Annotated in this window: 13 protein-coding genes and 1 tRNA gene; 6 read left to right on the top strand and 8 right to left on the bottom strand. The window is 70.5% G+C overall.

The annotated features are described in order from the left end of the window. Positions 1–206: 206 nt before the first annotated feature. Positions 207–2,687, top strand: a complete 2,481-nt coding sequence (pepN, locus tag ACFWPQ_RS05585; protein ID WP_384030256.1) for an aminopeptidase N — start codon at positions 207–209, stop codon at positions 2,685–2,687. Between the two features lie 241 nt (positions 2,688–2,928). Here the strand turns inward: pepN and ACFWPQ_RS05590 are convergent, their stop codons facing one another. Beyond that, positions 2,929–3,477, bottom strand: a complete 549-nt coding sequence (locus tag ACFWPQ_RS05590; RefSeq protein WP_384030258.1) for a GNAT family N-acetyltransferase — start codon at positions 3,475–3,477, stop codon at positions 2,929–2,931. 246 nt (positions 3,478–3,723) lie between these two features. On the opposite strand from ACFWPQ_RS05590, the gene ACFWPQ_RS05595 reads away from it, so the two are divergent. After that, positions 3,724–5,082, top strand: coding sequence for a pyridoxal phosphate-dependent decarboxylase family protein (locus ACFWPQ_RS05595; protein WP_384030260.1), 1,359 nt, complete (start codon positions 3,724–3,726; stop codon positions 5,080–5,082). Continuing rightward, positions 5,079–6,485, top strand: a complete 1,407-nt coding sequence (locus ACFWPQ_RS05600; protein WP_384030262.1) for a lysine N(6)-hydroxylase/L-ornithine N(5)-oxygenase family protein — start codon at positions 5,079–5,081, stop codon at positions 6,483–6,485. Before ACFWPQ_RS05595 ends, ACFWPQ_RS05600 begins: the two co-directional genes overlap by 4 nt. A 74-nt stretch (positions 6,486–6,559) precedes the next feature. Here ACFWPQ_RS05600 and ACFWPQ_RS05605 read toward each other — a convergent pair whose 3' ends face one another. Beyond that, complete coding sequence (locus ACFWPQ_RS05605) at positions 6,560–8,365, bottom strand: bifunctional metallophosphatase/5'-nucleotidase (protein WP_384030264.1); 1,806 nt, start codon at positions 8,363–8,365, stop codon at positions 6,560–6,562. A 150-nt stretch (positions 8,366–8,515) separates the two neighbouring features. On the opposite strand from ACFWPQ_RS05605, the gene ACFWPQ_RS05610 reads away from it, so the two are divergent. Both ACFWPQ_RS05610 and pyk read left to right on the top strand, forming a co-directional pair. Next, positions 8,516–9,229 (top strand): SIMPL domain-containing protein, encoded by a 714-nt coding sequence (locus ACFWPQ_RS05610; RefSeq protein WP_384030266.1) that lies wholly within the window; start codon positions 8,516–8,518, stop codon positions 9,227–9,229. A gap of 202 nt (positions 9,230–9,431) precedes the next feature. Next, complete coding sequence (pyk, locus tag ACFWPQ_RS05615) at positions 9,432–10,868, top strand: pyruvate kinase (protein ID WP_384030268.1); 1,437 nt, start codon at positions 9,432–9,434, stop codon at positions 10,866–10,868. Between the two features lie 77 nt (positions 10,869–10,945). On the opposite strand, the gene ACFWPQ_RS05620 is transcribed toward pyk, so the two are convergent. Next, positions 10,946–11,020, bottom strand: a tRNA-Leu gene (locus ACFWPQ_RS05620). Between the two features lie 100 nt (positions 11,021–11,120). Here ACFWPQ_RS05620 and ACFWPQ_RS05625 point away from each other — a divergent pair. Beyond that, positions 11,121–11,774 carry a response regulator gene (locus ACFWPQ_RS05625; protein ID WP_361283826.1) on the top strand — a complete coding sequence of 218 codons (654 nt, stop codon included), beginning with the start codon at positions 11,121–11,123 and terminating at the stop codon, positions 11,772–11,774. Positions 11,775–11,929: 155 nt separating this feature from the next. Here the strand turns inward: ACFWPQ_RS05625 and ACFWPQ_RS05630 are convergent, their stop codons facing one another. The 5 genes from ACFWPQ_RS05630 to ACFWPQ_RS05650 form a co-directional block, all read right to left on the bottom strand. Continuing rightward, on the bottom strand, positions 11,930–12,646 hold the full coding sequence (locus ACFWPQ_RS05630) for an ABC transporter ATP-binding protein (RefSeq protein WP_361283829.1): 717 nt from the start codon (positions 12,644–12,646) through the stop codon (positions 11,930–11,932). Further along, positions 12,643–13,503 (bottom strand): ABC transporter ATP-binding protein, encoded by an 861-nt coding sequence (locus ACFWPQ_RS05635; protein ID WP_361283832.1) that lies wholly within the window; start codon positions 13,501–13,503, stop codon positions 12,643–12,645. Before ACFWPQ_RS05635 ends, ACFWPQ_RS05630 begins: the two co-directional genes overlap by 4 nt. 5 nt (positions 13,504–13,508) lie before the next feature. Then, positions 13,509–15,287 (bottom strand): branched-chain amino acid ABC transporter permease, encoded by a 1,779-nt coding sequence (locus ACFWPQ_RS05640; RefSeq protein WP_384030729.1) that lies wholly within the window; start codon positions 15,285–15,287, stop codon positions 13,509–13,511. A gap of 5 nt (positions 15,288–15,292) precedes the next feature. Continuing rightward, positions 15,293–16,231, bottom strand: coding sequence for a branched-chain amino acid ABC transporter permease (locus ACFWPQ_RS05645; RefSeq protein ID WP_361283835.1), 939 nt, complete (start codon positions 16,229–16,231; stop codon positions 15,293–15,295). A 110-nt stretch (positions 16,232–16,341) separates the two neighbouring features. Continuing rightward, a complete protein-coding gene (locus ACFWPQ_RS05650; protein WP_361284609.1) occupies positions 16,342–17,550 on the bottom strand; it encodes a branched-chain amino acid ABC transporter substrate-binding protein in 1,209 nt (402 codons plus the stop codon). Positions 17,551–17,588: the final 38 nt, after the last annotated feature.

Genomic DNA, 17,588 nt, shown 5'->3' on the forward strand with positions numbered 1-17,588 from the left:
CGAAGAGCCTCCGGCACCGCCGGGCGACCCCCGTGCGGTGACGAGGCGCTCGAACCGGTGCTCCAGGCGCAGAGCGGCGCCCGCCAGGTCCGCCCCGGGTCCGCCCCGGGTCCGCCTCGTGCGACCCCACGACCCCGGGCCGGACATAAGCCGCGTACCGCTCCCGCCCCTGTGCGATGTCAGTGTCATCGGGCAGCATGGCCCGCATGTCCGTACTGACTCGCGACGAAGCGCAGAGCCGCGCCGAGCTCCTCGACGTCCACCGCTACACGATCGACCTCGACCTGACCACCGGGGACGAGACCTTCGACTCCCGCACCGTGATCAGGTTCACGGCCCGATCCGACGGCGACACGTTCGTCGAGATGAAGCCCGTCGAACTGCGCGCCGTCACCCTCGACGGACAGCCCCTCGACCCCGGGACGCTGGACCAGGACCGGCTGCCCCTGAAGAACCTCACCGCGGGCGAGCACGAGCTGCGCGTCGAGGCCACCATGCGCTACTCGCGCACCGGCGAGGGCATGCACCGCTTCACCGACCCCTCGGACGACGCGACGTACGTCTACACCCAGCTCTTCATGGACGACGTGCAGCGCGTCTTCGCCGCCTTCGACCAGCCCGACCTGAAGGCCGTCTTCGAGCTGTCCGTGACCGCCCCCGAGGGCTGGACGGTGCTCGCCAACGGCGTCACCGAGCACCTCGGCGAGGGCCGCTGGCGGGCCGCCGCCACCCCGCTGATCTCCACCTACCTGGTCGCCGTCGCCGCCGGACCCTGGCACTCCGTGCGCACCGAGCACCGCGGACTGCCCTTCGGCATCCACTGCCGCCGCTCCCTCGCACCCCACCTCGACGCCGACGCCGAGGAGCTCCTCGACATCACGCGCGCGTGCTACGACCGCTACCACGAGAAGTTCGAGGAGCCCTACCCCTTCGACTCCTACGACCAGGCGTTCGTCCCCGAGTTCAACGCCGGCGCCATGGAGAACCCGGGGCTGGTCACCTTCCGCGACGAGTTCGTCTACCGCTCCGCCGTCACCGACACCGAGCGGCAGACCCGCGCCATGGTCATCGCCCACGAGATGGCCCACATGTGGTTCGGCGACCTCGTCACCCTCAGGTGGTGGGACGACATCTGGCTGAACGAGTCGTTCGCCGAGTACATGGGCTACCAGACCCTCACCGAGGCCACCCGCTTCACCGACACCTGGGTCGACTTCGGGGTGGCCCGCAAGGCCTGGGGCTACGACGCCGACCAGCGCCCCTCCACCCACCCGGTGGCCCCGGAGGCCGTCGACGACACCGCCGCCGCCCTGCTCAACTTCGACGGCATCTCCTACGCCAAGGGCGCCTCCGCGCTCCGCCAGCTGGTCGCCTGGATGGGCGAGAAGGACTTCCTGGCCGGCATCAACATCCACTTCCAGCGGCACCGGTTCGGCAACGCCACCCTCGCGGACTTCATCGACTCCCTCGCCTCCGCCACCGAACGCGACGTGCACGCCTGGGCCGACACCTGGCTGCGCACCACCGGCGTCGACACCCTCACCCCGGTCCTGGCCACCGCCGCCGACGGCACCCGCACCCTCACCGTCGAGCGCACCGGCAGCCGCCCGCACCGCATCTGCGTCGGCGTCTACGACCAGGACCTCGACGAGGGCCGGCTCACCCTGCGCGAGCGCATCGACCTCGACATCCCGCAGACCGCCCCCCAGGCCCTGGGCAAGCGCCCCGCCCTGCTCGTGCTCAACGAGGGCGACCTGACCTACGCCAAGGTCCGCTTCGACGCCGGGTCCGCCGAGACCGTCCGGGCCCACCTGTCGGGCCTGCCCGACCCGCTGACCCGCGCGGTGGTCTGGAACGCCCTGCGGGACGCCGTCCGCGACGGGGAACTCTCGCCCGCCGCCTACCTGGAGGCCGCCCGCGCCCACCTCCCGCACGAGACCGACCTCGCCCTCGTCCAGGGCGTGCTGGGCTTCACCGCGGTCCACGTCGTCGACCGCTACCTCAGGCCCGAGGACCGCCCGGCCGCCCTCGCCACCGTCTCCGCCCTGTGCCGCGACCTCATCCGGCGCACCGAGGACGGCGACAACCCCGGGCTGCGCCTGATCGCCGTACGGCACTTCATCGCCGCCGCCGCCCATCCCGACACCATCGCCGCCTGGCTCGCCGAGGGCACCGTGCCCGGCGGCCCGGAGCTCGACCCCGAGCTGCGCTGGCGCGTCCTGGGCCGGCTCGCCGTCCTCGGCGCCGTCGACGAGGACCGGATCGCCGCCGAGCTGGCCCGCGACCCCAGCGCCAGCGGCCAGGAAGGCGCCGCCCGCTGCCGGGCCGCGCTGCCCGACCCCGAGGCCAAGCGCACCGCCTGGGAGGCGATGTTCGGCGGCGACGAGCTGTCCAACTACCTGTTCACGGCCACCGCCGAGGGCTTCTGGCACCCCGAACAGGCCGACCTGGTCCGCGACTACGTGCCGCGCTACTACCAGGACGCCGTCGCCGTCGCCGCCCGGCGCGGTCCCCGCATCGCCACGGTCACCGGCCGGCAGGCCTTCCCCGCCCACGCCGTCGACGCCGAGAACCTCGCCCTGGGCCGGGCCTGCCTGGACGAGGCCGAGCCGGTCACGGCCCTGCGCCGCCGCCTGATCGACGAACTGGACGACCTGGAAAGGGCGTTGCGGGTCCGCGAGGCGTAGGGCGGCGGACGTCGGACGACACGGGCGCGGCTGGTTCCCGGCGACGATGCGGGAGCCGGCCGCCGGTCATGCTCTCGGCGCAGGCCTCGGCACGCCTCGTCGCGCGCCGCGTCGCCGACGGACAGCCCGTGCGGGAGCCCATGCGGGCGGCCCCGCACGAGGGAGCCCGTGCAAGAACCCGTCCGCGTCCCCGAGACGGCCGGTCCGGCCCCGAGGGCTCGCCCGTGCCCGACCGGGCCCGTCAGCCCGCGGCCGGTCGCAGCTCGGCCCGGCGCAGCCCGCCCTCCCGCGGCCCCGCGCGCCGGTTGCCCACCTCGGCCGTCCTGGGCGTCTCCGCGCCCAGCGTGAAGCCCAGGCGCTCCAGGAAGCACTCCCCGGAGCGCCAGCCCGGCGGCACCGACGCCGTCACCAGGGACACCCCCTCGGCATGCGCGAGCAGCGACTCGGCCAGCGCCCGCCCGAGGCCCCGGCCGCGTGCCCAGGGCGCCAGCAGGAACAGCCCCACCGTGACCGCGCCGGGCACCGGATGGTTCCGTACCGCGTCCACCAGGCCCGAGACGACCCCGTCCCGCTCCAGCACCAGCAGCACCTTGTCGCCGGGGTCGGCGCCCTCGGGCAGCCCGTAGAACAGGCTCTGCACGTCGCCCGGCCCGGACGGCAGCCCGGTCGCCGCCACGAACCAGTCCTCGCAGGCCTCGAAGAGGTCCAGCAGCGGCACCTCGTCCGCGGGCCGCGGCTCCCGCACCAGCACCCGCTCACCGGGCACGTCGATCATCCACGCGTCAACCACGCGACCGACGTTAATCCCGGTCAGCCCCGGCCTCAACGCCCTTTCACCGCTTGCTCCGACGCGCCCGGGGCGCACCGCCCCGACAGGTTTTCCCCGCACGGCAGTACCCACTTTCGGGTTCCGATCGTTGGGCTTTGGGGACGCGCAGACCCAATCCCGTACAAGCTGGAACTCCCCCTGCGGACAACCCGCTGCGGACAACCCCCTTCGAACACCCCTTTTCGGCCAGCGCCCCGAGGAGAGCCCATGAGCACGCCGCCTCTCGCATCCGGACCCCAGGGCCCCGACGCCCTGCGGCCCCTGCTGGACACCGTGCTCGACGCGCTGCGCGAGGGCGGCCGGGCGCGCGGCGGGCCGCTGCCCGCGGGCGGTCCGGAGACGGTGGCCGAGCGGATCGCGGACGCCGTGGGGGACGTACTCCCCGACGACGGCGACCCCGACGCCCTGCGCACTCTGGTGACCGCCCTCGCCGAGGGCGCCGCCGACCCCGCCGACCCGCTGTGCGCGGCGCATCTGCACTGCCCGCCGCTGGCCGTCGCCACCGCCGCCGACCTCGCCGCGAGCGCCCTCAACCCCTCCCTGGACTCCTGGGACCAGGCCCCGGCCGCCTCCGCCCTGGAAGCCCTGGTCACCCGCACCCTCGCGCACACCATCGGCCTCTCCGACGCGGTGGTCACCACCGGCGGCACCGAGTCGAACCAGCTGGCCCTGCTGCTGGCCCGCGAGGCCTCCGGCGGCGGCATCCAGCTGGTCTGCGGGGCCAACGCCCACCACTCGCTGCCCCGCGCAGCCTGGCTGCTCGGCCTGCCCGACCCCGTCGTGGTCCCCGCCCCGAACGGCACCCTCGACCCGGCCGCCCTCCACGACGCCCTCACCCGCCTGCCCCGGCCCCTGCTGGTCGCCGCCACCGCCGGCACCACCGACGCCGGGCTCGTCGACCCCCTCCCCGAGATCGCCGGGCTCTGCGCCGCCCACGGCGCCCGGCTGCACGTCGACGCCGCCTACGGGGGCGGCCTCGCCTTCAGCGACCGGCACCGGGACAAGCTCGCCGGCCTGGAGCGCGCCCACAGCGTCACCCTCGACCTGCACAAACTCGGCTGGCAGCCGGTCGCCGCCGGACTCCTCGCCGTCGCCCGCCCGGCCGAGCTCGGCGTGCTCCACCAGCACGCCGACTACCTCAACGCCGACGACGACACCGAGGCCGGCTACCCCGACCTGCTCGGCCGCTCCCTGCGCACCACCCGGCGCCCCGACGTCCTCAAGATCGCGGTCACCCTCAAGACCCTGGGCCGCACCGGACTCGGCGCGCTGGTCGACCAGGTGTGCGCACGGGCGCGGGACTTCGCCGCCCTGGTCCGCGAGCATCCCGGCTTCGAGCTCTACGACCGGCCGAACATCAGCACGGTGCTGTTCCGCCCCACCGGAGCCACCGACGACGACGTCGCCGCCGTACGGCGCAGGCTGCTGCACGACGGCCGGGCGGTACTCGGCCGGGCCCGGCTCGACGGCCGGCTCTGGCTCAAGGCCACCTTGCTCAACCCCCACACGCGGCCGGACGAACTGGCCCTCCTCCTGAAACTCGTGGAAGGAACCTCCCCCAGATGACCAACCCCCCACACCACGAGCCCGAAGCACCCCGCGACCTGGTCGGCATCGGCATCGGACCGTTCAACCTCTCCCTTGCCGCGCTCGCCCACCCGCTCGCCGAACTCGACGCCGTCTTCTACGAGCAGCGTCCGGGCTTCGACTGGCACCCGGGGCTGCTGATCGACGGCGCCACCATCCAGGTCCCGTTCCTCGCCGATCTGGTGACCCTCGCCGACCCCGCCAGCCCCTGGTCGTTCCTCAACTACCTCAAGGCGCGCGACCGGCTCTTCCCCTTCTACTTCGCCGAGCGCTTCCACATCCAGCGCGCCGAGTACGACGCGTACTGCCGCTGGGTCGCCGAGAGCCTGCCCGGACTGCGCTTCTCCCACCAGGTCGACGCCGTCCGCTGGAACTCCGAACGCGATCTCTTCGAGGTCGACTTCACCCGCCTCGACGCGGACGGCGAGGCCGAGTCCCTCGGCCGCACGTACACGAAGAACGTCGTGCTCGGGGTCGGGACCGTCCCCTACGTGCCCGATCCGCTCAAGCCCCTCGTGGAGTCCCCGATCGTCCCGGTCGTCCACGCGGCCGACTACCTCGACCACCGCGAGGCCTTCCTCGCCGCCGAGCACGTCACCGTCGTGGGCTCCGGGCAGTCCGGCGCCGAGGTCTTCCTCGACCTGCTGCGCCACCGGCCCGCCGGCCGCGAGAAGCTGCACTGGATCGGGCGGGGCGAGGCGTTCGCGCCCATGGAGTACTCCAAGCTCGGCCTGGAGCACTTCACCCCCGACTACACCCGCTACTTCCACGCCCTCGCCGAGCCCGTCCGGGACCGGGTCGTCTCCGCCCAGTGGCAGCTGCACCGGGGCATCGACACCGACACCATCGCCGCCATCCACGACGAGCTGTACCGCCGTACGCTGCACGGCGGCTGGCCCGATGCCGTCCTGACCCCCGGCGTCCAGGTCCGCACCGCCGGACGCGTCGCCACCACCAAGGTCGAGCTCCACCTCGAACACGTCCAGCAGGGCACCCGCTCCCGGCTCACCACCGACGCCGTCGTCCTGGCCACCGGCTACCGCGAACGGCCCCTCGGCCGCCTGCTCGCCGGACTCGACCCCTATCTGCGCCGGGACAGCGGCGAACGCCCGCGCGTGGACGAGCGGTTCCGGCTCGTCCTCGACCCGTCGGTGACCGGGGCGGCGTACGTCCAGAACGCCGAGCTCCACACCCATGGCGTCGGCACCCCGGACCTGGGCCTGGCCGCCTGGCGCAGCGCCAGCATCCTCAACACCCTGACCGGCAAGGACCCCTACCCGCTGCCCGCCCGCACCGCCTTCACCAGCTTCGGCCTGGAGCGGCCGGAGGAGCGGGTCCCGGCGCAGCAGCAGCCGAGGCAGCTCACCCCGCTCGTGGACTGAGCGCTTCGTCGACCGAGCGCTTCATCGACTGACCCAAGGGCGCCGGTCCCCGGCCCGGCGCCCTCCGGGACCGCTCAGAACACCGGCGTCCCTTCGCGGGTCAGCCTCCAGTCCACCGACGCGAAGTCCTTCGGGTCCAGGACACCCTTGGCGGTCACCCACTCCGCGATCCGGGTGCGGATCTCCGTCGACTCCGACCACAGCTCCTTCGCCGAGGCGACGTACGGGAACGCACCACCGCCGTTGGCGCGGTAGTTGTTCACCGCGAGGACGAACTGCTGCGCGTCGTCGAGGGCGGCGCCGTTGTAGGTCAGGTTCCTGATCCGCGCCCCGGCCGCCTGCGCGATGTCGATCTCGTACCGGAGGCCGGAGACGTAGTCGTAGTTGTAGTCCGGACGGTTGTTGGCGTTCGTCAGCTTCTCCACGTCGACGGTCGCGTCGGCGGCCGTCCGGACGAAGTACTCCGCCGAGTACTCCAGGTACGCCCGGATCTGCGCGCCCGTCATCAGCTTGGCGACCAGCGTGTTGTCGTACACGTAGAGGCTGGACAGGTCCCGGATGGTCACCTTGCCGGCCGGGATCTCGGAGGTCCGCGAGAACGGCGAGGCCTGTGCGATCACCGGCAGCGCGGCGTACTCCGTGCCGGCCAGGGCCGCCTTGACCACGTCCTCCTGGACCTTGGTGATCAGGTCGATGATCGGGGCGTCCTGGTAGCGGGCCTCGACCGTGGTCAGGGTCTCGGTCGCGGAGCCGACGACCTGGTTGACGTACGCGACGACCTTGGCGTGCTCGTCGGAGAGCAGCCTGGTGATCTTCGGGTCGTCGGCGACCGTGTTGGAGTTCAGCAGCGAGGCCGCGACCGACTCCACCTCCCAGCTGCCCTTGCCGAACACCAGCTCGATGTCGAAGAGGGTGAGGCGCTCGGCGTAGCAGAGCGGTTCGGAGAGGACGACGGTCTTTCCGGTGGCCTCGTTGACGATCTTCAGCTCCGGGATCTCCACGTGCGCGTGGCCGACCAGGATCGCGTCGATGCCCGGCACCTGCCGGGCGACGTTCGCGGCCGCGTTCTCGACGTACGGCACCTGGTCGCCGTAGGAGGAGGTGCCCGACGAGCCGGAGTGGGCCGAGACCACGACCACGTCGGCGCCCATCGCCTTCAGCTTCGGCACCCACTTCGCGGCCTGCTCCTCCAGGCCCGGGAAGGCCAGCTTGCCCTGGACGTAGGCCTTGTCCCAGATCGCGATGCCCGGGTTGGTCAGGCCGAGGACGGCGACCTTGACCGGCGGGGCGCCCGGGACGTGGAACTTCTTGATGAAGTAGGGCGGGAAGGCCGGCTTCAGGGTCTTCGCGTCGACCGCGTTGGCGCCGAGCAGCGGGAAGCGCAGCTGGTCCTCGAACTTGCGCAGGGTCTCGATGCCGTAGTTGAACTCGTGGTTGCCGAGCGCCGCCGCGTCGTACCCGATCGCGTTCATGGCCTGCGCCATCGGGTGCACCGGGCCGCCCTTGGCGGTGATCGGGTCGACCTTGGCGTAGTAGTACGTCAGCGGGGTGCCCTGGATGGTGTCACCGGCGTCAAGGAGCAGGGTGTTGCACCGGCCCTTCGCGGCACGCACCTGGTTCACCAGGGTCGAGATGCGCGCCAGGCCCATCGCGTTGCCGGCCTTGTCGGAGTACTCCGCGTCCTTGAAGTAGTCCCAGTTGAAGACGTGCCCGTGCAGGTCGGTGGTGCCCATGACGGTGAGGGAGTACCGCTTGGGCTGCTTGGTGTGGGTCGCGGCAGCCGGTGCGGCCTGCGCCGGGGCCGCCGCCGCGCCGGCGATCGCCACTCCCGCTCCGGTGGCGGCGGACTTCTCCAGGAACTTCCGGCGGTTCAAGGGCATGTCTTGATCTCCTCGAGATTCGGTCAACGACGCGCGTAGATTCTGTCCTGGGCATGACTGACGGCAACAGGTCCGGGAGGTTTCGATCTGGTGACCCGCGCGGTGAACTCCGGGGCGCACAAGCGGGGATGGCGTGACAGAGTGGGACGTATGACCTCACCCTCGTCCTCGCCCGGGGAGCGCCGGACGGCCGGCACGCCCGACGCCCCGCTCCTCGTCGTGCACGGCGAGGCCGAGCTGGAGGTCGAGCCCGAACTGGCCCGGATCGCCGTCATGGTCAGCGCCCGGGGCCGGGACCGCCGTTCGACGCTGGACGACCTGACCCGCCGCAACGCCGCCGCCCTCGACCTGATCAAGTCGTACGGCGAAGCGGTGGCCCGGCTGTCGACCGGGGTCTTCTCCGTCGCCCCCGAACTCGCCGAGCGCGGCCGGGGCGAGCGCGTCCGCAGCTACCAGGGAAGGGTCCAGCTCACCGCGGAGTTCACCGACTTCACCGTCCTCGGCGAACTCGTCACCCGGCTCGCGGACTTGGAGCTGACCCGGGTCGACGGCCCCTGGTGGTCGCTGCGCCCGGACTCGTCCGTGCACGGCGAGGCCCGACGGCGCGCGGTCGCCGACGCGGTCCAGCGCGCCCGCGAGTACGCGAGCGCCCTCGGCACCTCCCTCGCCGCCCTGGTCGAGCTCGCCGACACCGGCGCCGAGGGGGAGGAGCCGTACCGGGCGGGCTTCGACCGCGGGGTCCGCCGGATGGCCAGGGCCGCCGACTTCGCGGAGGCCGCCGAACCCCTCGATCTGGAGCCTCCGCGACTGCGTGTCACCGCTCGGGTCGGTGCGCATTTCACCATGGCGCCGCCGCGGCTGTGACTCGCCGCGGTCGTGACTCCGGGAAAACGCGTTCGGAATATCGAATGGCGACAGTGATCACGCTGTATTCAACAAGTGCGAGATGCTCATAGGAGCGGGGTGCCGCACAATTCAACACTTGTCAATATGCCTTCACGCAAAGGTTGTTGGGTCGTCATGTGCGACCAATTCTCTACCCGCCGGTAAGGCCTAGGCTCGAAGCATGCGCCGAGCAAAGATCGTTTGTACTCTGGGGCCCGCCACCGACTCGTACGACCAGATCAAGGCCCTGGTCGAGGCCGGAATGGACGTCGCCCGACTCAACCTCAGCCACGGCACCCACGCCGAGCACGAGGAGCGTTACCAGCGTGTCCGCAAGGCCTCCGACGAGTCCGGCCGCAGCATCGGGATCCTCGCCGACCTTCAAGGCCCGAAGATCCGGCTCGGCCGCTTCACCGAAGGCCCCGTACTCCTCGAACGCGGTGACGCCTTCGTCATCACGGTGGAGGAGGGTGCCGAGGGCGACCGGCACCAGTGCGGTACGACGTACACGGGCCTGGCCGGTGACGTCACTCCCGGTGAGCGCGTCCTCGTCGACGACGGCAAGGTCTGCCTGGAGGTCACCCACGTCGACGGCCCCCGCGTGCACACCACGGTGGTCGAGGGCGGCATGGTCTCCGACCACAAGGGCCTGAACCTCCCCGGGGTCGCGGTCTCCGTCCCGGCGCTGTCCGACAAGGGCGAGGCCGACCTGCGGTGGGCGCTGCGCACCGGCGTCGACGTGATCGCCCTGTCCTTCGTGCGCAGCGGCCGGGACATCGAGGACGTCCACCGCATCATGGCCGAGGAGGGCCGCCGCCTTCCCGTGATCGCCAAGGTCGAGAAGCCGCAGGCCGTCGAGAACATCGACGGGATCGTGGCCGCCTTCGACGGCATCATGGTCGCCCGCGGCGACCTGGGCGTGGAGATGCCGCTGGAGCAGGTGCCGATCGTCCAGAAGCGCGCGATCAAGCTCGCCAAGCGCAACGCCAAGCCGGTCATCGTCGCCACCCAGATGCTCGACTCGATGATCGAGAACTCCCGCCCCACCCGCGCCGAGGCCTCCGACGTCGCCAACGCGGTCATCGACGGCACGGACGCGGTGATGCTCTCCGGCGAGACCAGCGTCGGCAAGTACCCGATCGAGACCGTCCGTACCATGGCGAAGATCGTCGAGGCGGCCGAGGAGGACATCCTCGCCAAGGGCCTGCCGCCGCTGACCGAGAGCAACAAGCCCCGCACCCAGGGCGGCGCGGTGGCCCGGGCCGCCGCCGAGATGGGCGACTTCCTGAACGCGAAGTTCCTCGTCGCGTTCACCGAGTCGGGAGACACGGTCCGCCGGCTCTCCCGCTACCGCTCGCCGATCCCGCTGCTGGCCTTCACCCCGGAACCGGCCACCCGCTCCCAGCTCAACCTCACCTGGGGCGTCGAGACCCTCCTCGGCCCGCACGTCGACTCGACGGACAAGATGGTCGACCAGGTGGACGAGCTGCTGCTGAAGTACGGCCGCTGCCAGAAGGGCGACATCGTGGTCATCACGGCGGGTTCCCCGCCCGGTGTCTCCGGCTCGACCAACATGGTCCGGGTCCACCACATCGGTGAGGACGACAGCCCCAAGTAACGCGCGAAGGGCCCCTCCGCCCGGCGGAGGGGCCCTTCGGCCACGCAATAATCGCGACCTTGGAATCCAAGGAAAAGTGCCCCGGGTCGGACTCGAACCGACACTGTACGGGTTTTGAATCCGTTGCCTGCTGCCAATTGGGCTACCGGGGCTCGAAGAATCAAAGGTGATCCCCGACCCTCCGCGCGTCCACCATACCGTAGCTAGGTAGGCTCTTGTCAGCAGTACCCCTGCCCTGAACGAGGAGCCCCCGTGACCGCCGCCGAGTCGCCCCAGCCAGTCGACGCACCCGACGACAAGTCGCACGTGCCTCCGATGACGACCCGTGTCGTCATCGCCGAGGACGAGGCCCTGATCCGGCTCGACCTGAAAGAGATGCTGGAGGAGGAGGGGTACACGGTCGTCGGTGAGGCCGGTGACGGCGAGCAGGCCGTCGAGCTGGCCCGCGAGCACCGCCCCGACCTGGTCATCCTCGACGTCAAGATGCCCAAGCTGGACGGCATCTCGGCGGCCGAGAAGATCGCCGAGGAGTCCATCGCCCCGGTGCTGATGCTCACCGCCTTCTCGCAGCGCGACCTCGTCGAGCGGGCCCGGGACGCGGGCGCGATGGCGTACCTGGTCAAGCCGTTCAGCAAGAGCGACGTCGTCCCGGCGATCGAGATGGCCGTCTCCCGCTTCACCGAGCTGAAGCAGCTGGAGCAGGAGGTCGCCGACCTCACCCTGCGCCTGGAGACCCGCAAGCTGGTCGACCGCGCGAAGTCCATCCTCCAGACCGAGTACGGCCTGACCGAGCCGGCCGCGTTCCGCTGGATCCAGAAGACGTCGATGGACCGCCGCATGTCGATGCAGCAGGTCGCCGAGGCCGTCATCGCGGACAGCGACGAGAAGAAGTCCAGCAAGGGCTGACCCGCACAGACGACAGACATACGACAAGGCCCGCGCCCCGGAGAAGGGGACGCGGGCCTTTGTAGTGCCCCGTAAGGGGCGCGGGGCTGTTGTCGATGTGCGGCTCCGCCGCGTGGGCGCGACCAGCCCCCACCAGCCGTCAGACGACCGACTACCTAGTCCTCGCCCAGGTAGGCCTTCCGCACCGACTCATCGGTCAGCAGATCCTGCCCGCTGCCCGACAGCACGATGTTGCCGACCTCCATCACATGCCCCTGGTCGGCCAGCGACAGCGCCGCCTGCGCGTTCTGCTCGACGAGCAGAATCGTTGTTCCCTGCGACTTCAGCTCCACGATCGTCGCCATGATCTTCTGCATCATGATCGGCGACAGACCCATGGACGGCTCGTCCAGCATCAGCAGCTTCGGCTGGGACATCAGCGCGCGCCCCATCGCCAGCATCTGCTGCTCACCGCCCGAGAGGGTGCCCGCGGCCTGCTTGCGCCGCTCGCCCAGGATCGGGAAGAGGTCGTAGGCCCGCTGGATGTCCCTCTCGATGCCCGCCTTGTCCTTGCGGAGGAAGGCACCGAGCTGCAGGTTCTCGGCGATGGTCAGGCGCGGGAAGATGTGCCGGCCCTCGGGGGAGTGGGCGAGCCCGAGCGCGACGATCTTGTGCGCCGGCACCCCGCTGAGCGGCTTGCCGTCGAACACGACCCTGCCCGAGGCCGGCTTGAGCAGCCCCGACAGGGTACGCAGGGTCGTGGTCTTGCCGGCGCCGTTGGTGCCGATGAGGGTCACGACCTGACCGGCCTCGACGCTGAACGAGATGCCCTTGACGGCCTCGATCTTGCCGTAGGCGACCCTGAGGTCCTCGACCTCCAGCAGTGCGGTCACTGGGCCTCTCCCTTGGTGGTGCTGTCCGCCTCGACACTGTCCGCGGCCTCCGCGGCCTCGACCTCGGCGGCCTCCGCCTGACCGGGGTCGCCCTCGAAGGGTTCGCCCAGATACGCGGCGACGACGCGCTCGTCCGCCTGTACGACGTCGGAGGTGCCCTCGACGAGCTTCTCGCCCTGGACGAGGACGGCGACCCGGTCGCACAGGTTGAAGATGAAGCGCATGTCGTGCTCGATGACGAGGACGGCGATGCCCTTGTCCCGGATGGCGAAGACCAGTTCCTCGGTGGCGCGGGTCTCCTGCGGGTTCATGCCGGCCGTCGGCTCGTCGAGCAGCAGCAGGCCCGGCTCGCTGGCCAGCGCCCGCGCGATCTCCAGCTTGCGCTGCTCGCCGTAGGGCAGGTTGCGCGCGAGGTGGTCCCGCTTGGCGGCGAGGCCGATGAACTCCAGGAGCTCCATGGCCTTCGCCTCGGACTCCTTCTCGGCCTTGCGGAAGCCGGGACCACGCAGCAGCGCGGACCACAGGCCCTCCTTGGTCCGCGTGTGGCGGCCCACGAGGACGTTCTCCAGGACGGTCATGTTGGCGAAGAGCCGGATGTTCTGGAACGTCCGCGCGATGCCCGCCTGCGTCACCAGGTGCGGCTTGGGCGGCAGCACCTTGCCCTGGTACGAGACCGTGCCCTCGGTGGGGACGTACAGGCCGGTGAGGCAGTTGAAGAAGGTGGTCTTGCCGGCACCGTTCGGGCCGATCAGACCGACGATCTCGCCGCTGTTGACCGTGAAGTCGACGGAGCGGACGGCGGTCAGGCCGCCGAAGCGCATCGTGACGTCACGGGCTTCGAGTACAGGTGTCGTCATGGTTCCTACGCCCCTGCCTTGGTGACGGCCGGATCGTCGCTCAGCGTCTCCTGCGCGGGTACGTCGAGCTGGCCGGTCTCGTGGAACTCCAGCTGGCGGCGGCGGTTGGCGATGATGCCCTCCGGCCGGAACCGCATCAGCACGATCAGCGCGATACCGAAGGCGAACAGCTCGTAGTTCTGGAGGAACTGGAGCTTCTCCGGGACCAGGTAGAGCACGCTCGCGCCGAGCAGCGGGCCGCTGACGGTGCCCATGCCGCCGAGGACGACGGCGGCCAGCAGGAAGGCCGAGTTGGGCGGGGCGGCGCCGGCGAACTGGTACGGCTGCGGGTTCACGCTGTAGTTCACGTGTGCCATCACCGTGCCGGCGAGGCCCGCGAGGGAGGCGCCGAGGGCGAAGGCGATCAGCTTGACGCGGAAGCCGTTGATGCCCATGGCGGTCGCGGCGGTCTCGTCCTCGCGGATGGCGATCCAGGAGCGGCCGATACGGGAGTCGGCGGCGCGTGTGAAGACGAGCACGACGATCGCCGTGACGATGAGCATCAGGAACAGGTAGTTGGCGAACCTGCCCAGGGTGTGCCCGAGGATGTTGTGCGAGTCGCCCAGGTTGAACCCGAAGATGTTCAGGTCCGGGATCTGGGTGATGCCGTTGGGGCCGCGGGTGATGTTCGGGCCGGAGTCGCCGTCGAGGTTGTTGACGGTGATGCGGAAGATCTCACCGAAGCCGAGCGTCACGATGGCCAGGTAGTCGCCGCGCAGCCGCAGGGTCGGCGCGCCGATCAGCACACCGAAGATCAGCGAGGCGGCCATGCCGGTGAGGGCGGCGGCCCAGAACGGGAAGTGCACACCGGAGAACCGGGAGTACTCGGAACCGGAGACCAGGGCGGCGGCGTAGGCGCCGACACCGAGGAACGCGACGTAACCGAGGTCGAGCAGACCGGTGAGGCCGACGACGATGTTCAGGCCCAGGGCGACGGTGGCGAAGATCAGGATGTTCACGCCGACGTTGGCGTTGTGGTCGTCGCTCTGGGTGAAGGGGAAGATCACGGCGGCGACGAAGGCGAGCGCCGAGGCGAACCCCTTGTGGTGCGCCGCGGTGGTCGCGAAGCGGTCGACGAGGCCGGTGTGCATGAGGCCCCAGGCGGCGAAGACGAGCAGCAGCAGGTAGCCGATGAAGGTCTCGCTCGCGTCGTTGTCGATGCCGATGCCGTAGGTGAAGGTCACCAGGGCGAGCGCGACGCCGACCGTGATGATGATGCGCTCGCCGAGCGGTGTCGTCTTGGCCGGAGCGGGCTGCTGAGGCTTGGCCAGGTAGCCGCGGAAGCCGGTGCCGGGGGCCGGGTGGGGCAGCGCGAGGGCGCCGACGACGGGCAGCGCGGAGGCCGCCATCGCCACGTAGGCGCCCGGGTCCAGGTTGACCAGGCCGTTGAGGTCGACGGCGATGGCGATGCCGGTGAACCAGCAGACGGCGAACGCCGACAGGGCCGTCAGGAAGACCGGGGAGGTGGCGCCCGCGGGGTTCAGCCAGCGCAGCCCCCTGACGTCCCACAGGGTGAGCCCGAACAGCAGGGTCAGGGCGCCGCCCACGAGGGCGAGGATCTGCAGGCCGGCCGGGTAGCCGTAGACGGTCAGGTCGCCGGGGAACTCGGACGTCCAGGTCCAGCTCATGAACGTGCTGGCGATGGTGCCCACGGCGCCCACGACGACGAGCAGCCGGGCGACGGACAGCGGCAGCGGGACGGGCCCGTGCTCCGCCGCGGCCGGGGAGTTGGTGGTGTCGGTCATGCTGCTCACGCCCTGTCCGCGACGCGTTCGCCGAGCAGACCCTGTGGTCTGAAGAGGAGTACGAGGATCAGCAGGACGAAGGCCCACACGGAGGCCCAGCCGCCACCGCCGAGCTGCTGCATGCCGGGGACGTTGGCGATGTAGGCGGTGGCCATGGCCTCGGCGATACCGAGGACGAGGCCGCCGAGCATGGCGCCGTAGATGTTGCCGATGCCGCCGAGGACGGCCGCGGTGAACGCCTTCAGACCGGCGATGAAGCCCATGTCGTAGGAGACGGAGCCGTACTTGAGGCCGTACGAGACACCGGCCACGGCCGCGAAGAAGCCGCCGATCGCGAAGGCGATGACGATGATGCGGTTGGTGTCGATGCCCATCAGCTGGGCGGTGTCCGGGTCCTGGGCGGTGGCCTGCATGGCGCGGCCGGTGCGGGAGAGCCGGACGAACAGGGCGAGGATCGCCATGCACAGCGGGGCGGCGATGATCAGGAAGATGTCACCGCTCTGCACCGTCACGGAGCCGATGTGCAGGGGGCCGAACGGCAGCTGCGGGAAGACCCGGGCGGTCTTCGCGTCGCCGTCGACGTGGTACCAGTTGAAGACCGCCTGCTGCAGCGCGAGGGACAGGCCGATCGCGGTGATCAGCGGGGCGAGGCGTGGTGCGCCGCGCAGCGGTCGGTAGGCGAAGCGTTCGGCGCCGACGGCGATGAGCACGGCGACCAGAGCGCCGCCGATGAGCATCGCCGGCAGGGCTACCCACATGGATATGCCGTCCGGCAGGAGAAGGTAGACCGTGAGGGCGCCGAAGCCTCCGGTCATGAAGATCTCGCCATGGGCGAAGTTGATGAGCTGGACGATGCCGTACACCATCGTGTAGCCGATGGCGATCAGACCGTACATCGAGCCGAGGAACAGCCCGTTGGCCAGCTGCTGCGGCAGGGTGTTCACCGCATGGCCTCCATGTGGTGGGGAGAGTCAGGGGGGCGGTAGAAGGCGGGCCGCGCGGTGACGGTTGGTCTGCGCCGCGCGGCCCTGGTGGTGCGAGAGGTTATGGCTGGTTACTTCGGGGTGGCCACGCCGCTCTGGACGGACTTCCACTCACCGCTGACGACCTTGTAGACGGTCAGCTGCTTGTTCGTGGTGTCGCCGTACTGGTCGAACGCGATCTTGCCGGAGATGCCCTCGAAGGAGGTGCTCTGGACGGCGCTGACGATCTGGGAGCGGGCGTCGGTGGGGATCTTGCCGTCCTTCACGACGGTGCCGACGGCCTTGATGATCGCGGTGGTGGCGTCGTAGGAGTACGAGCCGTAGGTGCCGTAGTCGCCGGGGTACTTCTTGGCCTTGTAGGTGTCCACGAAGTCCTTGGCGGCGGGCAGGGTGTCGACCGGGACGCCGATCGAGGTCACCAGGTCGCCCTCGGAGGCCGTGCCGGCCGTCTTGATGTAGGTCGGGGTGAACATGCCGTCGCCGCCGAACAGCGGGATCTTGGCACCGGCGGCCTTGAGCTGCTTGGTCAGCACCTCGGACTCGTCGTACTGGCCGCCGTAGTAGAGGATGTCGGCGCCCGAGTTCTTGATCTTCGTGACCAGGGTCGAGAAGTCACGGTCACCGGTGTTGACGTGGTCGGTGCCGATGACCTTGCCGCCCTGCTTGGCGAACTGCTCCGAGAAGATCTTCGACAGACCCGCGCCGTAGGTCTGCTTGTCGTCGACGACGAAGGCCTTCTTCTTCTTGGCGACGTTGTAGGCGTAGTCCGCCGCGTACGCGCCCTGGAGGGCGTCGGTGGTCGCGGTGCGGAAGTACGTCTTGAACGGGCGGGACGGGCTGGTCTGCCAGTTCTTGCCCATCGTCAGCTCGGGGTTGGTGTTGGACGGCGAGATCTCCACCAGGTTGGCGGTGGCGAAGACCTGCTGCATCTGCGTGGCCACACCGGAGTTGAGCGGGCCGACGACGCCGAGCACGCTGGTGTCGGAGACGAGCTGGGTGGCGTTCTGCTGGCCGGTGGCCGGAACCGCCTTGTCGTCCAGCGCCTTGATCTTGAAGGTGACGCCCGGGACGGTCTTGTTCTTGTTGGCGTCGTCGACGGCGATCTGGGCGCCGTACTGGATGCCGAGACCCGTGGCGGAGTTCGCGCCGGTCAGAGGGGCGTCGACGCCGATCGTGACCGTCACGTTGCCGCTGTCGCTGCTCTTGCTGTTGTCGTCGCGGGAGCCGCAGGCAGTGAGGGTCAGGGCTCCGGTGGTCAGAACGGAGGTAAGAATCACCAGAGAACGCTGTCGCACAATCGATCCTTTCCGTGGGCAGT

The organism is Streptomyces sp. NPDC058464 (genome assembly GCF_042721035.1).
GTDB lineage: Bacteria > Actinomycetota > Actinomycetes > Streptomycetales > Streptomycetaceae > Streptomyces.